The organism is Microbacterium sp. CSI-V (genome assembly GCF_001984105.1).
Taxonomy (GTDB): domain Bacteria; phylum Actinomycetota; class Actinomycetes; order Actinomycetales; family Microbacteriaceae; genus Microbacterium.
This window is the reverse complement of record NZ_MTQM01000009.1, coordinates 175,496-193,919: the sequence shown is the minus strand read 5'-3', so window position 1 is coordinate 193,919 and position 18,424 is coordinate 175,496. Positions and strand designations below refer to the sequence as shown.

13 protein-coding genes and 2 tRNA genes are annotated in these 18,424 nt (G+C 69.3%); 9 read left to right on the top strand and 6 right to left on the bottom strand.

Features of this window, described 5'->3' with window-relative positions:
- Nucleotides 1-63: 63 nt before the first annotated feature.
- Both CSIV_RS11630 and CSIV_RS11625 read right to left on the bottom strand, forming a co-directional pair.
- On the bottom strand, nt 64-1,017 hold the full coding sequence (locus CSIV_RS11630) for an arsenic resistance protein (protein WP_442922928.1): 954 nt from the start codon (nt 1,015-1,017) through the stop codon (nt 64-66).
- An 88-nt stretch (nt 1,018-1,105) separates the two neighbouring features.
- The gene (locus tag CSIV_RS11625; protein ID WP_160897397.1) at nt 1,106-5,911 is read right to left on the bottom strand and encodes a carboxypeptidase regulatory-like domain-containing protein; all 4,806 of its coding nucleotides are present in this window, start codon (nt 5,909-5,911) and stop codon (nt 1,106-1,108) included.
- Nucleotides 5,912-6,074: 163 nt separating this feature from the next.
- On the opposite strand from CSIV_RS11625, the gene CSIV_RS11615 reads away from it, so the two are divergent.
- Both CSIV_RS11615 and CSIV_RS18645 read left to right on the top strand, forming a co-directional pair.
- Nucleotides 6,075-6,437 carry an A1S_2505 family phage non-structural protein gene (locus tag CSIV_RS11615; RefSeq protein ID WP_077051574.1) on the top strand — a complete coding sequence of 121 codons (363 nt, stop codon included), beginning with the start codon at nt 6,075-6,077 and terminating at the stop codon, nt 6,435-6,437.
- Between the two features lie 174 nt (nt 6,438-6,611).
- A complete protein-coding gene (locus tag CSIV_RS18645; RefSeq protein WP_077051573.1) occupies nt 6,612-6,950 on the top strand; it encodes a hypothetical protein in 339 nt (112 codons plus the stop codon).
- 56 nt (nt 6,951-7,006) lie between these two features.
- Here the strand turns inward: CSIV_RS18645 and CSIV_RS11605 are convergent.
- A tRNA-Gly gene (locus CSIV_RS11605) sits at nt 7,007-7,080 on the bottom strand.
- 277 nt (nt 7,081-7,357) lie between these two features.
- Here CSIV_RS11605 and CSIV_RS11600 point away from each other — a divergent pair.
- The 6 genes from CSIV_RS11600 (at nt 7,358) to clpX (ending at nt 12,553) form a co-directional block, all read left to right on the top strand.
- Nucleotides 7,358-7,431 (top strand) — tRNA-Pro (locus CSIV_RS11600).
- A 73-nt stretch (nt 7,432-7,504) separates the two neighbouring features.
- Complete coding sequence (gene tig / locus CSIV_RS11595; protein ID WP_077051572.1) at nt 7,505-8,962, top strand: trigger factor; 1,458 nt, start codon at nt 7,505-7,507, stop codon at nt 8,960-8,962.
- A 183-nt stretch (nt 8,963-9,145) separates the two neighbouring features.
- On the top strand, nt 9,146-9,634 hold the full coding sequence (locus CSIV_RS11590) for a tetratricopeptide repeat protein (protein ID WP_077051571.1): 489 nt from the start codon (nt 9,146-9,148) through the stop codon (nt 9,632-9,634).
- A gap of 78 nt (nt 9,635-9,712) precedes the next feature.
- Nucleotides 9,713-10,297, top strand: a complete 585-nt coding sequence (locus CSIV_RS11585; protein ID WP_077051570.1) for an ATP-dependent Clp protease proteolytic subunit — start codon at nt 9,713-9,715, stop codon at nt 10,295-10,297.
- Nucleotides 10,298-10,326: 29 nt separating this feature from the next.
- Entirely contained in the window at nt 10,327-10,989 is a 663-nt protein-coding gene (locus CSIV_RS11580) for an ATP-dependent Clp protease proteolytic subunit (protein WP_077051569.1), read from the top strand.
- Nucleotides 10,990-11,284: 295 nt separating this feature from the next.
- Nucleotides 11,285-12,553, top strand: coding sequence for an ATP-dependent Clp protease ATP-binding subunit ClpX (gene clpX / locus CSIV_RS11575; protein WP_077051568.1), 1,269 nt, complete (start codon nt 11,285-11,287; stop codon nt 12,551-12,553).
- Nucleotides 12,554-12,603: 50 nt separating this feature from the next.
- Here the strand turns inward: clpX and CSIV_RS11570 are convergent, their stop codons facing one another.
- Entirely contained in the window at nt 12,604-14,655 is a 2,052-nt protein-coding gene (locus CSIV_RS11570; RefSeq protein ID WP_077051567.1) for a M3 family metallopeptidase, read from the bottom strand.
- 82 nt (nt 14,656-14,737) lie between these two features.
- Here CSIV_RS11570 and CSIV_RS11565 point away from each other — a divergent pair, with 82 nt between their 5' ends.
- Nucleotides 14,738-15,331 carry a winged helix-turn-helix domain-containing protein gene (locus CSIV_RS11565; RefSeq protein ID WP_077051566.1) on the top strand — a complete coding sequence of 198 codons (594 nt, stop codon included), beginning with the start codon at nt 14,738-14,740 and terminating at the stop codon, nt 15,329-15,331.
- 249 nt (nt 15,332-15,580) lie between these two features.
- Here the strand turns inward: CSIV_RS11565 and CSIV_RS11560 are convergent, their stop codons facing one another.
- Nucleotides 15,581-15,829: a hypothetical protein gene (locus CSIV_RS11560; RefSeq protein WP_022878819.1), complete on the bottom strand. Its 249-nt coding sequence runs from the start codon at nt 15,827-15,829 to the stop codon at nt 15,581-15,583.
- Nucleotides 15,829-18,396, bottom strand: coding sequence for a valine--tRNA ligase (gene valS / locus CSIV_RS11555; protein ID WP_077051565.1), 2,568 nt, complete (start codon nt 18,394-18,396; stop codon nt 15,829-15,831). The genes CSIV_RS11560 and valS overlap by 1 nt, the downstream gene beginning before the upstream one ends.
- Nucleotides 18,397-18,424 lie beyond the last annotated feature (28 nt).

Genomic DNA, 18,424 nt, shown 5'->3' with positions numbered 1-18,424 from the left:
CACGATAACCCAGCCAGATGACGGTCACATGTCCGTTGCCCCAGGCGCAGGTCGGAACTCCGCTCAGGCCGGTCGGATCAGCCGCGGGACGACCTGCACGAGCACGACCATGCCGACCAACTCGACGAGGGTCTGCGTCACGACCACCGCGGAAGCGAGCCGGAGCGGCTCCGGCAAGGCCAAGGCGAGGGGCAGGACCACGAGCGAGTTGCGCGTCGAGCCGGAGAACACCGTCGCACGGGACGTGGCGACATCCTGCCGGAACACCCGGGCGATCAGGATGCCGAGCACCGGCGCAGCGCAGAGGAACGCGACGTAGATCGGCACGACGCCGATCAGCTGCGCGGCGTGAGTGCGGATGGTGTCGATCTGCGCTCCGACGATGACGGCCAGCGTGACGGCGAGCAGCGGGACCATGGCGGCATCCATCGTCCGTTCGACCACGCGCACCGGGGCGAACCGTCGTGCGAACGCCTGCGTCACGGCCGCCAGGCTGATCGGCAGCGCGATGAAGAGGAGGAACGCGGCGACGAAAGGTCCGGCATCGACCATCCCGAGGACGTCCGGCCCGGCGAAGAGTGCGAGGTAGACGGGCAGCAGCGCGATCTGCGCGAGCATGAGAACCGGTGACGCAGCGAGCAGTCGGGAGGCGTCGCCGCCCGCCAGGCGTGTGAAGACCACGACGTAGTCGATGCACGGGGTGAGAAGGACCAGCAGGACCCCCACGAGGAGGGCCTGGTCGTGGGCGACGAAGCGCGACAGCCCGAAGACGAGGATCGGCACCAGGAGGAAGTTCACGACCAGGACGGCCGCGAGGAACCTCACATCGCGGAGTGCGCGTCGGATCGTCGCGAACGGCACCGCGAGGAATGTCGCGAACAGCAGAACGATCAACGCGGGCGTGACGAGTGCCTCCGAGATCGCGGAGGTGCTCGGAGCGAGCAGGCCTCCGGCGGCGCCCACCAACATCGCCCCGAGGTAGACGGGGACCTGCCACCGGCTCACCCAGGCGATCACCGTTCCGAGCGTACGTCGTCGTGGCGATCCCCCCGGGACCGCGGCCCTCGACGGATGTCGGAGACACGCGGTCCTCGGGGTGGCGGGCTCAGCCTTTCCGTTCCGTCAGAGTCACCGTCGTGCTCGGCGTCGTCGCGCCCGCCACCACCGTGACCGTCGAACTGTTGCAGACCTCGGTGAACCGGGCGTGACCCGGTCCCCCGTCGGGAACCGAAGCACACAGGCGATACGTCCCCGGTGCGAGCACGAGGGAGAACGCGCCGGGTGAGCCCGACGGGCTCGCGTCACCGGAGAGGACCGTCTCACCGGTGACGCTCTTCACCGTCACGTGGGCATCGGTCACCCACGCGTACCCTCCGCCGGCGACCGGGGCACGTACCCGTCCGGTGAGCACGCCGCCCGCGGACAGCCGCGTCGTGGGAGCGGTGACCACCGCCCCGGCGGAGAGCACCAGCGGCTTCGCCGCACTCTGCGTCACGGCATCGTCGATCCACTCGGGACCGTACGCGGCGCCCGCACCACTCGGGGCGGAGCCGCTGTCACCCCACGCCCCCACCTGGACGCGATAGGTCCCGCTCGGGAGGTTCGGGATGTCGTAGCGGCCCTTCGAATCCGTGACCGTGGGAAAACCGTCGTAGCTTCCGGTATCACCGTCACGGACGACGCGCACCGGCGCCCCCGCCACGACGGCGCCGCTCACGGCATCCACGACCGTTCCCTTCACGCGCGCGCCTGCCGCGAAGACCAGATCCTGGGTCTGCGAACCTGCGCGGGCCACGAGGCGGGCATCGACCATCCCGGTGGGCCCGCTCGCGCTGACGCGATACGAATGTCCGGGGACGAGCATCGATGGGAACGCATACCGCCCGTCGGCGCCGGTGACCATGTATCTGCTGTCGACGGAGTCCCCGGTGGCACCGACCTCGACGAGCGAGACCGAGGTGCCCGCGACTCCTGCGCCTCCGGGGCCGGTGATCGTGCCGACGAGGCTGGCCGTTCCCGCGGCGACGGTCACGCTCGCCGTCGTCGTCCCCCCGGTGGTCACCACCACCCTTCGCGCGGATGCGGCGTCGCTGCCGCCGTACCAGGCGACCGGGGCCGCGGGCGAGGTGACGCGGACCGTGTACGAGCCGCTCGGCAGCGCCGGGAATGAGTACGCGAAGGTCTTGTCGATCTTGCGCTGGACGTCCGCGGAGTAGCTCTTCCCATCCGCTGCCGTGGCGAGGACCCGGACGTTGGATGCCGCCGTGATCCCGGCGACCGTCCCGCTGAGGATGCCGGCGGCGGCGGGGACGTTGGTCACGGTGCCCACGTCGACCGTCGCCCCGGCGCCGACATCGATCCGTGGCGCCGCCTCCGGGTCGCCTCTGTGCTCGGAGAACGCCGTCACCGCGTACACCCCGGGGGCGAGGCCTGCGAAGGTGAAAGCCGTGCCGTTCTGACTCCAGCTCGAGTCGATCCACGTCCAGGTGCCGGCCGTGAACTGCCAGAGCTCGAGAGTGAGTCCCCACTGCTGTGCGGACGTGGCCTTCCCCGTGATGCTCCCGGCACGCAGGACCGAGAAGTTCTTCTTCAGCGAGGAGGTGCTCATGGAGAAGTAGTCGGCGTCGGCGGACGAGGACGCGCCGTCGGACCACGTCGGAGCGTAGGCTTCGCTCGCCGGGCGGATGAGCACCGCGTACGTGCCCCGGGGCACGTTGCGGAACGCGTAGGCGCCCGTCTTGCCGATGGTGGCCTCCGCGCCGATCGCGCCCGTCGCGGAGTACAGCGTGACTGTGCCGCCTGCGAGGGGGGCACCGGTGTCGGCCGCGCTGATGACACCGGTGATCGATCGCCCGCCGAGCGCGATGTCGACCGTCGTCGACCGACCGGGCACGACGGCCTGGAACGACGCCGAGACCAGCGAGGTAGCGCCGTTCGCGAAGGTCTGGCCGGCCGAGGTGACCACGGCCACGGCGGCGTCCCCGGCAGGCAGGCCCGCGACGACATACGCACCGGCCGCATCGGTCCGCCCGGACGCGAGAGCGAGGCCCGCGCGACTGCTCACGCGGATCTCGGCATCGGCGAGGGGCGAACCGTCGGCGGAGCGCACCGCGCCCGTGACCGTTCCGCCCGTCGCCAGCGTGGCCACGAGGGAGCCCCGCACCTGACCCGCGGTCAGACCGATGCCGGTCGCGGTGCCCTGATCGGGTGAGTCGTTCCACCACTCCGGGAGCACGGCCGAGCCCGCCGGCGGAGTGAACTCGAGGGTGTACGTCGCCGGGCCCAGCCCCGTGAACACGTAGGCTCCGGTGCTGTCCGCGATGACAGACGCCTGCCACTCCCAGACCGTGCCGGAACGCGCGTAGAGACTCACCTGCGCGTCCGCGACCGCCGCGCCCGCGGCGTCGCGCACGAAGCCCTTGATCGCACCGGCCTTGTCCAGGACGGCATCGACGTTCACCAGGGATTGCCCCGCCGAGAGCGTGAGGGAGTCCGCGGACCAGAACTGGGACTTGTCGGTGTACCACTCGGGCAAGACGACGGAGTCGGGCGGTGTGGAGAATTCGAGTCGGTACGTCCCCGCGGGAAGTCCTCGAAGGGCGTAGGTCCCGTCGGAATTGATCCCGACGGAGTCCACGTAGCTCATCTGCGGCCCGTAGGCGGTGACGCGGTACTGCATCGAGTCGACCTTGACGCCGGACGGAAGGGTCACGCGTCCCGAGATACTTCCCCCGGCGGCCAGCGCCGCGTTGACACCCGACACCGTTTGACCCGATGCCACCGGCACGAGCGTCGCGTCGTAGTAGCCGGTCGCATCGTCGTAGTACTCGTCGATGAGCCCCCATGCGTCGGGCGACTGGAAGGAGACGCGATACTGTCCCGCCGGGAGACCGCGCAGCGCGTAGGAACCGTCGGGAGCGACCTCGGCGGAGAAGTAGCCTCCCGATCCGCCCGAGTCGAGGGATGCGGAGACCCGCAGGGTGGTTCCGTTCGATCCACGCGGAGTGCCGGCGGGAACCGTCACCGTGCCGGTGATCGTCCCCCCGAGCGCGAACGCGGCGTCGACGCCGGCGCGGGTCTGTCCCGTCGTCAGGGTGATGGGGGAGGCGTCGGCGTACCGGGACGCGTCGTCGTACCACTCCGGCAGAAGTGCGGAGTTCCACGGCGGCCGGAATTCGACTCGATACGTCCCCGCGGGCAGACCGGTGACGGAGTACGAGCCGTCGGCGGCGATGTTCCCCCACACCGATGGGCCGAACTCCGACGTGTGAACCTCGACGGACCCGCCCGCGACCGCGTATCCCGCGGGTGCCGTGATTCTGCCCGAGATCGATGCGCCCGGCGCGAGAGTCGCGTCGACGCCGGTGCGTGCCTGCGCCGCGGTCAGCACGACGGGCGTGGCGGAGGCGAAGTCCGGCTTGTCATCCCACCATTCCGACTGCAACGTTGACGGGGACATCGCCGTGAAGTGGACCCGCAGGCTCCCACTCGGCAGACCCCGGACGGAGTAGGTGCCGTCGGAGGCGACGTTCGCGAAGCCGACCGTTTCCTGCGTCGCGTCGGAGACCTGCACGGTGACGTCGGTGGGCGAGGAGCCTGCGGGCACCGACAGTCGGCCGGAGATCGACGCTCCACGGGCGAGTGTCACGTTCACCCCGGCGCGTGCGGCGCCCGCCGCGACGGTCACGACCCTCGCGGTGTCGAACCCGGTCGCGTTGTTGTACCACTCGTCCAGCAGCCCCGTCGTCGAGTCGGCGTCGAACTGCAGCCGGTAGTCCCCGGCATCCAGACCGGAGAGTCGGTACGTTCCGTCGGATGCGACGTAGGCGCTCTTCACCCAGTCCCCATCGGCGCTGACGGCGGTGACGCGGATCGTCCAGTCCGCGATCGTGACTCCGGAGGGGACGGACACCCGCCCGCTGATGGTGGCACCCTTGGCGAGGCCGGCATCCACCCCTGTGCGCTTCTCTCCCGGTGCGAGCGTGATCGCGTCGGCGGAGGCGAAGTCCCGCTTATCGTCGAACCATTCGTCGAGGAGACCGCTGTCGGACGTCGCGGTGAACTGGAGCGCGATCGGCCCTGCCGGCAGCGATCCGATCGTGTAGGTGCCGTCTTCGTCGACGTTCGCCGACCCGACCCAGCTGCGGGACGCGTCATAGGCGGCCACGAAGACACTGCTCGCGCCTCCGGGCGTGCCGGCCGGAACGGTCACAAGACCCGAGATGGATGCCGCCTTGGCGAGGGTCACATTGACCCCGGTCTTGTTCACCCCGGCGACGAGGGACACTCTGTCGGCGGAGTACCGGTCCGACTTGTCGTTGTACCACTCGTCGAGGAGACCCGTGCCGGGATCCGTGTCGACCTGCAGAACGTACGATCCCGCGGGCAGACCGCTGAGCGTGTACTTGCCCGTCGACGCCGCGGTCGTGGAGGCGGCCTCGCGCCACGGGTCGTTGGCAGGGAAAGCCCGGACGACGATCCCGGTCGTGGGCAGTGTCGAGCCACTGGGCGCCGAGATGCGACCGGCGATCGACATGAGCTGCGGAGCGGTCGGGGTCGGGGTCGGCGTCGGCGTGGGTGTCTTCGTCGGCGTAGGTGTCTTCGTCGGCGTGGGCGTCGGGGTCGCCGTCTTCGTCGGGCTGGGCGTGGCGACCGCCGTGTTCGTCGGCGTGGGCGTCGGTGCGGCCGTTTTCGTCGGGGTCGCGGACGGCGCCGCCGTCGGGCTCGGGGATGCCGCCTTCGAGCCGGTCGGCGTCGGACTCGGGCTCGACACCGATGTCGGCGCGGGCGTGGGCGTCGGCTGCGCCGCCGTCGCGGCGGGGGCGACCGCCAGGCTCAGCGACACCGCCAGAGTCAGCGCCACGGCGCTCGAGACGTATCGTCGTGCACGCGCACGGAAAGACGTGGTCATGTTTCCCCCCATAACGGCACGCGCCGCGCCCGCCGCACCCCTGCGACGAGCGTTCCGTGGTCTCGGGCGACCACGCGCCATTCGTACCACACCTGTGTGTCGGCTGTGTGACACTGCCCCACAACCCCCTCGACGGCGCGCCCGATCTGCGTAGCGTGACGCCATGCACATCACTCGTCTCGAGCCCGGCGAAGTCTTCGTCTTCGGATCCAACGCCTCCGGCGCGCACGGGGGCGGCGCCGCGCGGTTCGCCCTCGACCGTTTCGGTGCCGTGTGGGGCCAGTCCGAGGGGCTGCAGGGCCAGTCGTACGGCATCGACACGATGTCGGGGCTGGCCGTGTTCGAGGACCAGGCGCGGCGTTTCGTCGCTTTCGCGGCCGATCATCCGGAGTTGCGGTTCCTCGTGACCGAGGTCGGCTGCGGGATCGCCGGATACCGGCCGGAGCAGGTGGCGGGTTTCTTCGCGGGAGCGGGGGAGAACGTGGTGCTGCCGGAGTCGTTCCGCGCCGCGCTGGGCAGGGGCTGAGCCGCCTCTCGGGCGCCGTGACCACTCGTCTCCCGGACAGCCGGCTCCCTGATCGCACGACCGCGGAGGACGCCCGACTCGAACGAAGACTCGCTCATAGGAGACACCCAGGATCGGGTTCCGACCGCTAGTGTCCGATTCGTACGGAGTCAACAGGATCGTTCTGGAGGAACCATGTCCGTCGAAAACACCCGGCCCGCCGCCGCTCCCGTCCCCGGTCGCACCCTGGGCATCGTGGCCCTCATCGTCGCGATCTTCTTCAATGTCATCGGGCTGATCCTGGGCATCGTGGCGTTGGTGCAGAGCCGTAAGGCCGGGCACAAGAACGGCTTCGCCGTCGCGGCGATCATCGTGGGCGCGGTGCTCACGGTCGTCGGGATCATCGTGGCCATCCTGATCGTCACGGCCATCGGCTTCGGCGCCGCCGCATACCAGGCCTGCGAGGTTGCCGGCTTCACGGGCACCGTGATCGTCAACGGCAACGAGGTCGCCTGCAGCACTCTGGGCGGCTGACGAACGATGCCGGCCCGCTCCGGAAGGGGCGGGCCGGCATCGAGTCGAGCGTGATGTGGAGGGGATGACGGGAATCGAACCCGCACCATCAGTTTGGAAGACTGAGGCTCTACCATTGAGCTACATCCCCGCGGCGGCTAACCGCAGCGTGGACAACTCTACTTCACGTCCGCGGGTGCCACGGACACCGACGTCGCCGGAACAGGGCATGTGCCCGGAACAGGCGATCATCGTCCGAAACGGGCTGTTCCCGTGGCATCCCCTGTTCTCGCGCCCGGGGCCACGTCGCCCGATCGACGCGTCCCGGCGAAGCACATGGCATCCGATCGACTCCCAGACCGGCCCCCACACCTCGATCGACTAGACTTCCAGGGGTCGTTTCGTCGAACGCGTCCTGCGCGTCGCCCCGGGGCGTAGCTCAGCTTGGTAGAGCGCCCGCTTTGGGAGCGGGAGGCCGCAGGTTCAAATCCTGTCGCCCCGACGCAACGGCCCCACAGACCACAGGCCTAGCCGGCCCCCGCGTGCGCGCGGGCCACACAAGGAGAACACACCGCATGGTCAACAGCACCGTCGAGAAGCTCAGCCCGACCCGGGTCAAGCTCCACATCACGGTCTCGCCCGAAGAGCTCAAGCCGAGCATCGCCCACGCGTACGAGCACATCGCGCAGGACGTTCAGATCCCCGGCTTCCGCAAGGGCAAGGTGCCCGCGCCCATCATCGACCAGCGCATCGGCCGTGGCGCCGTCATCGAGCACGCGGTCAACGAGGGTCTCGACGGGTTCTACCGCCAGGCCGTCGAGGACCAGGAGCTCCGCGTCATCGGTCGCCCGAGCGCCGAGATCGTCGAACTGCCCGAGCTCAAGGACTACTCGGGCGACCTGGTCGTCGACGTCGAGGTCGACGTGCGTCCCGAGTTCGAGCTCCCCGCCTACGACACCATCACGGTCACCGTCGACGCCGTCGAGACCGACGACGCCGCCGTGGATGCCGAGCTCGACCGCCTGCGCGCCCGCTTCGGCACGCTCGTGACCGTCGACCGTCCGGCTGCGAAGGGCGACTTCGTCGAGCTCGATCTCGTCGCCACGATCGACGGCAACGAGATCGACCGCGCCGAGGGCGTGTCGTACGAGGTCGGCTCCGGCGAGCTGCTCGAGGGCATCGACGAGGCCATCGACTCGCTCACGGCCGACGAGCAGACCACGTTCCGCTCGAAGCTGGTCGGCGGCGAGCACGCCGGCGAAGAGGCCGAGGTCTCCGTCACCATCACGGCCGTCAAGGAGCGCGAGCTGCCCGAGGCCGACGACGACTTCGCCCAGATGGCATCCGAGTTCGACACGCTCGAAGAGCTGCGCGCTTCGCTCGCGGGCCGCGTGTCCGAGCAGTCGGTGTTCACGCAGGGTGCCGCGGCGCGCGACAAGTTCGTCGAGGCCCTCATCGAGGCCGTCGAGATCCCCGTGCCGCCGCAGCTCATCGAGGACGAGGTCCACACGCACCTCGAGGGCGAGAACCGCCTCGAGGACGACGTGCACCGTGCCGAGGTCACCGAGGCCAGCGAGAAGCAGTTCCGCACCCAGATGATCCTCGACAAGATCGCCGAGGACGCCAACGTCCAGGTCTCGCAGGACGAGCTCACGCAGTACCTCATCCAGTCGGCCGCGCAGTACGGCATGGCTCCGCAGGACTTCGTCAACGCGCTGCAGCAGGGCAACCAGCTGCCCGCCATGGTCGGAGAGGTCGCCCGTAACAAGGCGCTCGCGATCGCGCTCGGCAAGGTCACCGTCGTCGACAGCAACGGAAAGCCCGTCGACCTGACCGGCTTCGTCGCCGTCGAGGGCGAGGAGCCCACGGACGCCGAGGACGAGGTCGTCGAAGAGGCGCAGGAGATCGCCGACGCGGCCGCCGACGCGGACGCCGTCGTCGAGGCCGAAGAGGCCCCCGCCGAGGAGGCCCCCAAGAAGGCTCCCGCCAAGAAGCGCGCTCCCGCCAAGAAGAAGGCCGCCGACAGCGAGTAAGACTCGTCCGGTTCGTCGACAGGGGGTGGATGCCACGGCATCCGCCCCCTGTTCTCGTTCCGGCTCGACAACCGAGTGTCCAAAACACGCCGATGTGGCGAGCGTCGAACGGCGTGTCTTGGACACCGAACCTGACTGCGGCCGAGGCACACGCCGCACCGCACGACACGAGAGGGAGCACCCATGAGCGACTGGCAGGAACGCGTCGACGCGGTCTGGGACGACACGTCGTTGACCGAGCTGCAGGTGATCGAGCGCATCGATTCCCTCGCGGGCGAACGGCCCGAGGACGACCCGGTCGCCCTCTTCGAGCGCGCGGGCGCCCGGGACTCCGCCGGGCTCGAGGCCGAAGCCGAGGTGCTGTACCGCCGGGCGCTGGCCGGCGGGCTCGACGACGAGCGCCGCACGCAGGCGACGATCCAGCTCGCCAGCACCATCCGCAACCTCGGCAAGATCGACGAGGCACGAGAGCTGTTGCGCGCCGAGTACGAGCGCGAGCCGCGCGGACAGCTGCACGATGCCGCGGCGGCGTTCTACGCGCTCGCACTGGTGTCGTCGGGGGAGTCCGAGCGGGCGGCATCCATCGCCCTTCAGGCCCTCGCCCCGCACCTGCCGCGCTACACGCGATCAGTGACCGGATACGCCCGCGAAATCGCGGACGGACACGCCTGATCCGCCCGCGGCGAACACGGCGACCCGCCCCGAACCGCGCCGGTAGATTCGTTGCAGATCACCGGAAGAGGAGCACACATGCCCGAACCCCTTATGGCAACGAGCGTCTTCGACAGGCTGCTCAAGGACCGCATCATCTGGCTCGGTTCGGAGGTGCGTGACGAGAACGCCAACGAGATCTGCGCCAAGATCCTGCTGCTCGCGGCAGAGGACTCGCAGAAGGACATCTACCTCTACATCAACTCGCCCGGCGGCTCGATCACGGCCGGCATGGCGATCTACGACACCATGCAGTTCGTCCCGAACGACATCGTGACCGTCGGCATCGGCATGGCCGCCTCGATGGGCCAGCTCCTGCTGACCAGCGGCACCAAGGGCAAGCGCTACATCACGCCCAACGCCCGCGTGCTGCTGCACCAGCCGCACGGCGGCTTCGGCGGTACCGCGAGCGACATCCAGACGCAGGCGCAGCTCATCCTCGACATGAAGAAGCGTCTCGCCGAGATCACGGCCGCCCAGACCGGCAAGACCGTGGAGCAGATCAACGCCGACGGCGACCGCGACCGCTGGTTCAGCGCCGCCGAGGCGCTCGAGTATGGCTTCGTCGACCACATGCGCGAGCACGCAAGCGACGTCGCCGGCGGCGGCGGGACCGCGGCCTGAGGCCGAGGGCGAGAGGAAAGGACACCACAATGCACACTCCCACCTTCGGCGGCGGCGCCGCACACATGCCGAGCAGCCGCTACATCCTGCCCCAGTTCGAGGAGCGGACGGCCTACGGCTACAAGCGCCAGGACCCGTACAACAAGCTCTTCGAGGACCGCGTCATCTTCCTGGGCGTCCAGGTCGACGACGCCTCGGCCGACGACGTCATGGCCCAGCTGCTCGTGCTCGAGTCGCAGGATCCCGACCGCGACATCATCATGTACATCAACTCGCCCGGTGGTTCCTTCACGGCCATGACGGCGATCTACGACACGATGCAGTACATCTCGCCCCAGATCCAGACGGTCGTGCTCGGCCAGGCGGCGTCCGCGGCATCCGTTCTGCTCGCGGCCGGTGCCCCCGGCAAGCGCCTCGCCCTCCCGAACGCCCGCATCCTGATCCACCAGCCCGCCGTCGGCGAGTCCGGTCACGGTCAGGCGTCGGACATCGAGATCCAGGCGGCCGAGATCATGCGCATGCGCACGTGGCTCGAAGAGACGATGGCCCGCCACACGGGTCAGGAAGTCGCGAAGGTCAATAAGGACATCGACCGCGACAAGATCCTCTCCGCTCAGGAGGCGCTCGAGTACGGCATCGTCGACCAGGTGCTGACGAGCCGCAAGCGCGTCCCGGCGGCCCTGACCGCCTGACCTGCTCCACCCGATGCCCCGCCGGAGCCGTCCGGCGGGGCATCGTCGTGTCCGGCGGGTTCTTCGCGCGTGAGTCGCCAAGATTCATCGCCTCCCGCCTGATGGAGGCGACAGATCTTGGCGACTCACGCGAAGAGGGGTGGGGGAGACGGATGACGGGACCCCGAAGGGCGGCCCATATGTCCGCCCGTGGCGATCACGGCGACGGCGCTCGCGCAAATACCCTCGAATGTCCCGGGCACCGGTTAGGCTCAAAGTCACTCCGGCGTGGGGCCGGGAATGAGGAGGCACGGGCATGGCACGCATCGGAGAGAGCGCCGATCTGTTCAAATGCTCCTTCTGCGGCAAGAGCCAGAAGCAGGTGCAGCAGCTGATTGCCGGTCCGGGCGTGTATATCTGCGACGAGTGCGTCGAGCTGTGCAACGAGATCATCGAAGAGCGCATGGCCGAGTCCTCGACGGGCGAGGTCGCCGACTTCGACCTTCCGAAGCCCCGTGAGATCTTCGGCTTCCTCGAGGAGTACGTCGTCGGGCAGGAGCCCGCGAAGCGCGCCCTCGCCGTCGCCGTCTACAACCACTACAAGCGCGTGCGTGCGCTCGGCACCCTGCAGCCCGCCGAGCAGCGCGCCGAAGAGATCGACATCGCCAAAAGCAACATCCTGCTCCTGGGGCCGACCGGGTGCGGCAAGACCTATCTCGCGCAGACGCTCGCGAAGCGTCTCAACGTGCCCTTCGCGGTGGCGGATGCCACGGCCCTCACCGAGGCCGGCTACGTCGGTGAAGACGTCGAGAACATCCTCCTCAAGCTGCTCCAGGCCGCCGACTTCGACGTGAAGCGCGCCGAGACCGGCATCATCTACATCGACGAGGTCGACAAGATCGCCCGCAAGGCCGAGAACCCCTCGATCACGCGCGACGTCTCGGGTGAGGGCGTGCAGCAGGCACTGCTGAAGATCCTCGAGGGCACGGTCGCCTCCGTTCCGCCGCAGGGCGGCCGCAAGCACCCGCATCAGGAGTTCATCCAGATCGACACGACGAACGTCCTGTTCATCGTGGCCGGCGCCTTCGCCGGGCTGGAAGAGATCATCTCCTCTCGCGTCGGCAAGCACGGCGTCGGCTTCGGCGCGCCCCTCCACCGCAAGGAGGACGCGCCCGACCTCTTCAGCGAGGTGCTGCCGGAAGACCTGCACAAGTTCGGTCTGATCCCCGAATTCATCGGGCGTCTCCCCGTCGTGGCATCCGTCTCGCCCCTCGATCAGGACGCGCTGATGGAGATCCTCACGGCCCCGCGCAACGCGCTCGTCAAGCAGTACCAGCGCATGTTCGAGCTCGACGGCGTCCAGCTGGAGTTCGAGGAAGACGCGCTGCGCGCGATCGCCGACCTCGCCGTGGCGCGCAAGACCGGTGCGCGAGGGCTCCGTGCGATCCTCGAAGACGTGCTCGGTCCGGTGATGTTCGACATCCCGTCGGCGGAAGACGTGGCGAAGGTCGTCATCACGCGCGCGTCGGTCGAAGACCGCGCCCCCGCGACCCTGGTGCTGGCGCAGAAGCGCAAGAGCGCCTGACACACGACGCCCACGATCCCGGTCGCGCTCGCGACCGGGACCGTCGTTGTTCAGACCGTGAGACCCCGGCGCTCGAGCAGCGGCTGGATCTCGGCATCCCGTCCGCGGAAATCGCGGTAGGCCTCGAGCGGGTCGCCCGAACCTCCGACGCCCAGCAGACGGTGGCGGAACCGGTCACCGTTCTCGCGCGTGAGGCCGCCGTTCTCGCGGAACCACTCCACGGTGTCGGCGTCGAGGACCTCGCTCCAGATGTACGAGTAGTACCCGGCGCTGTATCCGCCCGAGAACACGTGCGCGAAGTACGTCGAGGCGTAGCGGGTGGGGACCACCGGGTTGTCGAGGCCGATGTCGGCGAGGGCGCGCGCTTCGAACTCCGCGACGTCGATGTCGGCAGCGGCCTCGTCGAGGGAGAGGCCGTGCCACGCCTGGTCGATCCAGGATGCCGCGAGGTACTCGCTCGTGGCGAAGCCCTGGTTGAACGCCTCCGAGGCGTGGAGACGCTCGACGACGTCGGCGGGGAGCGGCTCGCCGGTCTCATGATGCCGCGCGTAGTGCGCGAGGATCTCGGGCCAGAAGATCCACATCTCGTTCACCTGGCTCGGGAACTCCACGAAGTCGCGGTGCACCGCGGTGCCCGCAAAGTGCGGGTACGTCACCGTGGCGAACAGGCCGTGCAGCGCGTGACCGAACTCGTGGAACAGGGTCGTGACCTCGTCGAGCGTCAGCAGCGTCGGCGTGCCGGGCGCGGGCTTGTTGACGTTCAGGTTGTTGACGACCACCGGCGCGGTGCCGCGCAGGCGCGACTGCGTGACGATGGAGTTCATCCACGCGCCGCCGCGCTTGGAGTCGCGCGTGTAGAGGTCGAGCAGGAACAGTCCGAGCTCGCTGCCGTCGTCGTTGTGCACCTCGAACACGCGCACGTCGGGGTGGTAGCCCTGCAGGTCGTGGCGCTCGGAGATGCGGAGGCCGTACAGCTGCTCGGCGGCGGAGAACACGCCGTCGCGCAGCACGCGTTCGGCCTCGAACCAGGGGCGCAGCGCGGCGCGGTCGAGGTCGTACTGCTCGGCGCGGACCTTCTCGGTGTAGAACGCCCAGTCGTGCGCCTCGATCCGGATGCCGTCGCCATCAGCGATGCGCTGGAGCGCGGCCTGCTCGGCCCGGGCGTTGGCGGCCGCGGGCACCGCGAGGCGACGCAGCAGATCGTGAACCGCTTCGGGAGAACCGGCGGTCTGGTCGGCGAGCACCGCGGCGGCGTGCGAGGAGTAGCCGAGGAGGGCGGCCCTTTCGGCGCGCAGCCGCACGATGTCGCGCAGGGTGGCGCGGTTGTCGTGGGCGTTCCCGCGGGTGCCGCGCGCGCGGGAAGCCTCGAGCAGTCGGCGACGGCTCTCGCGGTTCGTGAGCGAGGCGAGGTACGGGTGCCCCGTGTACAGCGTGAGGGTCACGACGTAGCGCCCGTCGAGTCCGCGCTCGGTGGCGGCCTGCGCCGCGGCGGAGAGCTCGCCGTCGCTCAGTCCGTCCAGCTCGGCCGCGTGGTCGAACACGACCGCGAGCTCGTTGGTGTCGGCGAGGAGGTTCTTCTCGAACGTCGTCGTCAGCGTGGAGAGACGCTGGTTGAGGTCGGTGAGCTTCTGCTTCTGCGCGTCGTCGAGGCCGGCTCCGGCCAGCGACATCTCGCGATACCGGCGCTCGACGAGGTACCGGCTCTCGGCATCCAGGTCGAGGCTGTCGAGAGCGTCGTGCACGGCCGTGACGCGCGCGTACAGCGCCGCGTCGAGCTGGATCGCGTCGCCGTGGGCCGACATGAGCGGGGCGAGCTCCTCCTCGACGGCCTGCACCTCCGCGGTGCCGTCGGCGGAGGAGACGGTGTAGAACGTCCGCGCGACGCGGTCGAGCAGTGCGCCGCTGCGCTCCAGCGCGACGAGGGTGTTCTCGAACGTCGGGGCTTCGGTCTGCGCGGTGATCGCGTCGACCTCGGCGCGCTGCGCGGCGAACGCCTCGTGGAACGCGGGGAGGTAGTGCTCGACCCGGATGCTGCCGTACGGCGGCAGATCGTAGGGGAGGGGCGTCGGAGCGAGGAGGGGATTGGTCACGGCATCCGTCATCGCTCCAGCGTAGTCACCGCGGGTGGGGATGATTCCAAAGAAGTGTTTGCAATGATGACGTTGCAAAGGTATCTTTGCATGCATGAGCTCTGATTCCCGTCCCGAGGGGCGCGTCCTCGACGCCGGTGCGCTGCGAGCGTTGGCGCACCCGCTCCGCGTCCGGCTCTACGACCTGCTGAGCCAGTACGGACCGCAGACGGCCAGCGGGCTCGCGACCCTGACGGGGGAGTCCACCGGCGCGACCAGCTACCACCTGCGGGCTCTTGCCAAACAGGACCTGATCCGCGAGGTCGCGGGGCGGGGAACCGCGCGAGAGCGCTGGTGGGAGCGCCCGAAGGGCGCGGTGACGCTGATCAACCCCGAGATGGCCGCCACCGCGAGCGGACGCGCGGTGATGGAAGCCGTGCACTCCGAGACGCTCACGCTTCGTCAGCAGCAGCTCATGTCGTTCGTCACGCACGGATGGGAGGAAGACGAGAAGTGGCTCGACAAGAGCCTGATCTCGACCGCGAGCGCCCGGCTCACCGTCGCCCAGATGGCGGAACTCGCCGATCGGCTGCAGTCCGTCATCGCCGAAACCGTCGACCGCTACCGGAATCAGACCGGCGACGACCTCCGCGTGGTCACCATGCGTGCCGACGTCTTCCCGCTCCCCACCGAAGGAGGCATCCGATGAGCGCCCTCACCGCACCCCTCTCGACACCGACCGCGCCCGAGCGGCTTCTGCTGGCGCTGTCGCGCATCCTCGCCGACCACGCCCACGCCCGGATGCGCGCTCGCGCGGCACGTATCGACATCACCGTCCAGCGCGAGACCGCCCTCGCCGCCGGAGCGCGCCCCGAGTTCGTGGCAGAGGCCTACCTCCGCGTGCGCTGGAAGAAGAGGAAGGGCCGGGGTGCATGGCATCCCGGCCCTTCGTCCGCACTCAGGCGAACTCGTCCTCGTCGTCGTAGCGCACGACCACCTCGCCGGATGCGTCCTGCGCGACGATCACGCCGGTGTCGAGCTCGGCGACCGGGCGCCCCTCGAGGAAGGTGAGCGTCCACCGCGGGGCCGGAGCACTGAGCCCGTCCGGGTTCAGCGCCGCCTCGACGGCCGCGATCTGCGCGTGCAGCACCGCGGGCACGGCAGCCGGGGGCTGCTCGCGGGCGGTCCAACGGGTTCCGAGTTGCATCAGTCCTCCTGGGGTGCGAACACGATGTCGGTGACGGCGGTGGTGTCGGCCTCGACGAAGGTGATCGTCTCGATCCGGCCGACGGCGCGTAGATCGCCCTCGGCGAGGCGCAGCGCCTCGACGTTCGGGCTGTGGATCGTGAGCGAGAGCACCGGCGTCTTCTGGGAGGCCTTGGCCTCGGTCTTGGCGCGCCGGATGCCGATGAGCGCCTCACCGACGGCGGTCAGCACGACCGGGTCGCCCTGGATGCCGAGCGGCTGAGGCCAGGCCGCGGTGTGGACCGAGCCCTCCTCGAACCACGACCAGACCTCCTCGGCGGCGAACGACAGCACCGGGGCGAACAGGCGGGTCAGGGTCGACAGCGCGGTGCGCAGGGCGAGCGCCGCCGATGCCTGGCCGGCGTCGGAGCGGTCGTACGCGCGCTCCTTGACGAGCTCGAGATAGTCGTCGCAGAACGTCCAGAAGAACGACTCGGTGATCTCCAGCGCGCGGGCGTGGTCGTACGCCTCCAGCGCCGTGGTCGCGTCGGCGACGACCTTGTCGAGGGTCGTCAGCATCGAGGCATCCAGCGCGTGCGTCACCTCGGCGCCCTCGGGCACCGGGAACGACAGGACGAACTTCGCCGCGTTCAGCAGCTTGATCGCGAGACGGCGACCGATCTTGATCTGCGTCGGATTCTGCGGGTCGAAGGCCGCATCGGTGCCGAGACGGCTCGACGCCGCCCAGTAGCGCACCGCGTCGGATCCGTGCTGCTGGAGGATGTCGGCGGGGGTGACGACATTGCCCTTGGACTTCGACATCTTCTTGCGGTCGGGGTCGACGATGAAGCCCGAGATGGCGGCATCCGACCACGGCGCGCGGTCGTCCTCGAGGGCGCTTCGGAGCATCGTCGAGAACAGCCACGTGCGGATGATGTCCTGACCCTGCGGGCGCAGGTCGAACGGCGCGACGAGGTTCCAGAGCTCGTCGTCGCGCTGCCAGCCGCCGGCGAGCTGCGGCGTGAGCGACGACGTCGCCCACGTGTCGAGGATGTCCTGCTCGGCCTCGAACCCGCCGGGGACGCCGCGCTGGTCCTCGGTGTAGCCCGGGGGCACGTCGGTCGTCGGGTCGATCGGGAGCGTCGCGAGGTCGGGCGTGAGCACGCGGCCGTAGTCGCGGTCCCCGTTCTCGTCGAGGCCGTACCAGACCGGGATCGGCACGCCGAAGAAGCGCTGGCGCGACACGAGCCAGTCGCCGGTGAGCCCGTTGGTCCAGTTCTCGAAGCGCACGCGCATGAAGTCCGGATGCCACGACATCTCGCGCCCGAGCGAGATGAGGCGTTCGCGCAGCTCGGCATCACGCGCGCCGTTGCGGATGTACCACTGGCGCGTCGACACGATCTCGAGCGGGCGGTCGCCCTTCTCGAAGAACTTCACCGGGTGCGTGAACGGCTTCGGCGCGCCCTCCATCTCGCCGGACTCCTGCAGCAGCTCGACGATGCGCTTCTTGGCGCTGAACACGGTCTTGCCCGCCAATTCCGCGTACGCCGCCTTCGCGGCATCCGTCACGATCACATCGGGCGCGTCGGCCACGATGCGGCCGTCCTTCCCGATGATCGTGCGGTTGGGGAGGTCGAGCTCGCGCCACCAGATGATGTCGGTGACGTCGCCGAAGGTGCAGATCATCGCGATGCCCGAACCCTTGTCCTGCTGCGCGAGCGGGTGCGGGAGCACCGGCACCTCGACGTTGAACAGAGGCGTGCGCACGGTCGTCCCGAACAGCGGCTGGTAGCGCTCGTCGTCGGGGTTGGCCACGAGTGCGACGCACGCGGCGAGCAGCTCGGGACGCGTCGTCTCGATGAACACGTCGCCCGAGCCGTCGGTCTTGTGGAATCCGAGACGGTGGTAGGCGGCGGGCTGTTCACGGTCCTCGAGCTCGGCCTGCGCGATCGCGGAGCGGAAGTCGACGTCCCAGAGCGTCGGGGCGAGCGCCTGGTACGCCTCGCCGCGCTCGACGTTGCGGAGGAACGCGAGCTGGCTCGTGCGGATGGAGTCGTCGGAGATCGTGCGGTACGTCTGGCCCCAGTCGACGCTGAGTCCGAGGTCGCGCCAGAGAGCCTCGAAGGCCTTCTCGTCCTCGACGGTGAGCTCTTCGCAGAGCTCGATGAAGTTGCGGCGGCTGATGGGCACCTGGTCGGCGGCCTTGCTGCTCTTGTTGTCGCCGCCCGAGAACGGGGGAGTGAAATCAGGGTCGTACGGCAGCGACGGGTCGCAGCGCACGCCGTAGTAGTTCTGCACGCGACGCTCGGTCGGCAGACCGTTGTCGTCCCAGCCGATCGGGTAGAACACCGTCTTGCCGCGCATTCGCTCGAAGCGCACCTTCACATCGGTGTGGGTGTAGCTGAAGACGTGACCGATGTGCAGGCTTCCGGATGCCGTCGGCGGAGGCGTGTCGACCGAGAAGACTCCCGCGCGGCCCAGCTCGGCCGCGCGGACGCGGTCGAAGACGTACGTGCCGCGGTCGGTCCACGCGGCATCCCACTTCTGCTCGAGGCCCTCCAGGGCGGGCTTGTCCGGAATCAGCGACATGGGTACTCCTCGAGCGATATAGGCGGCA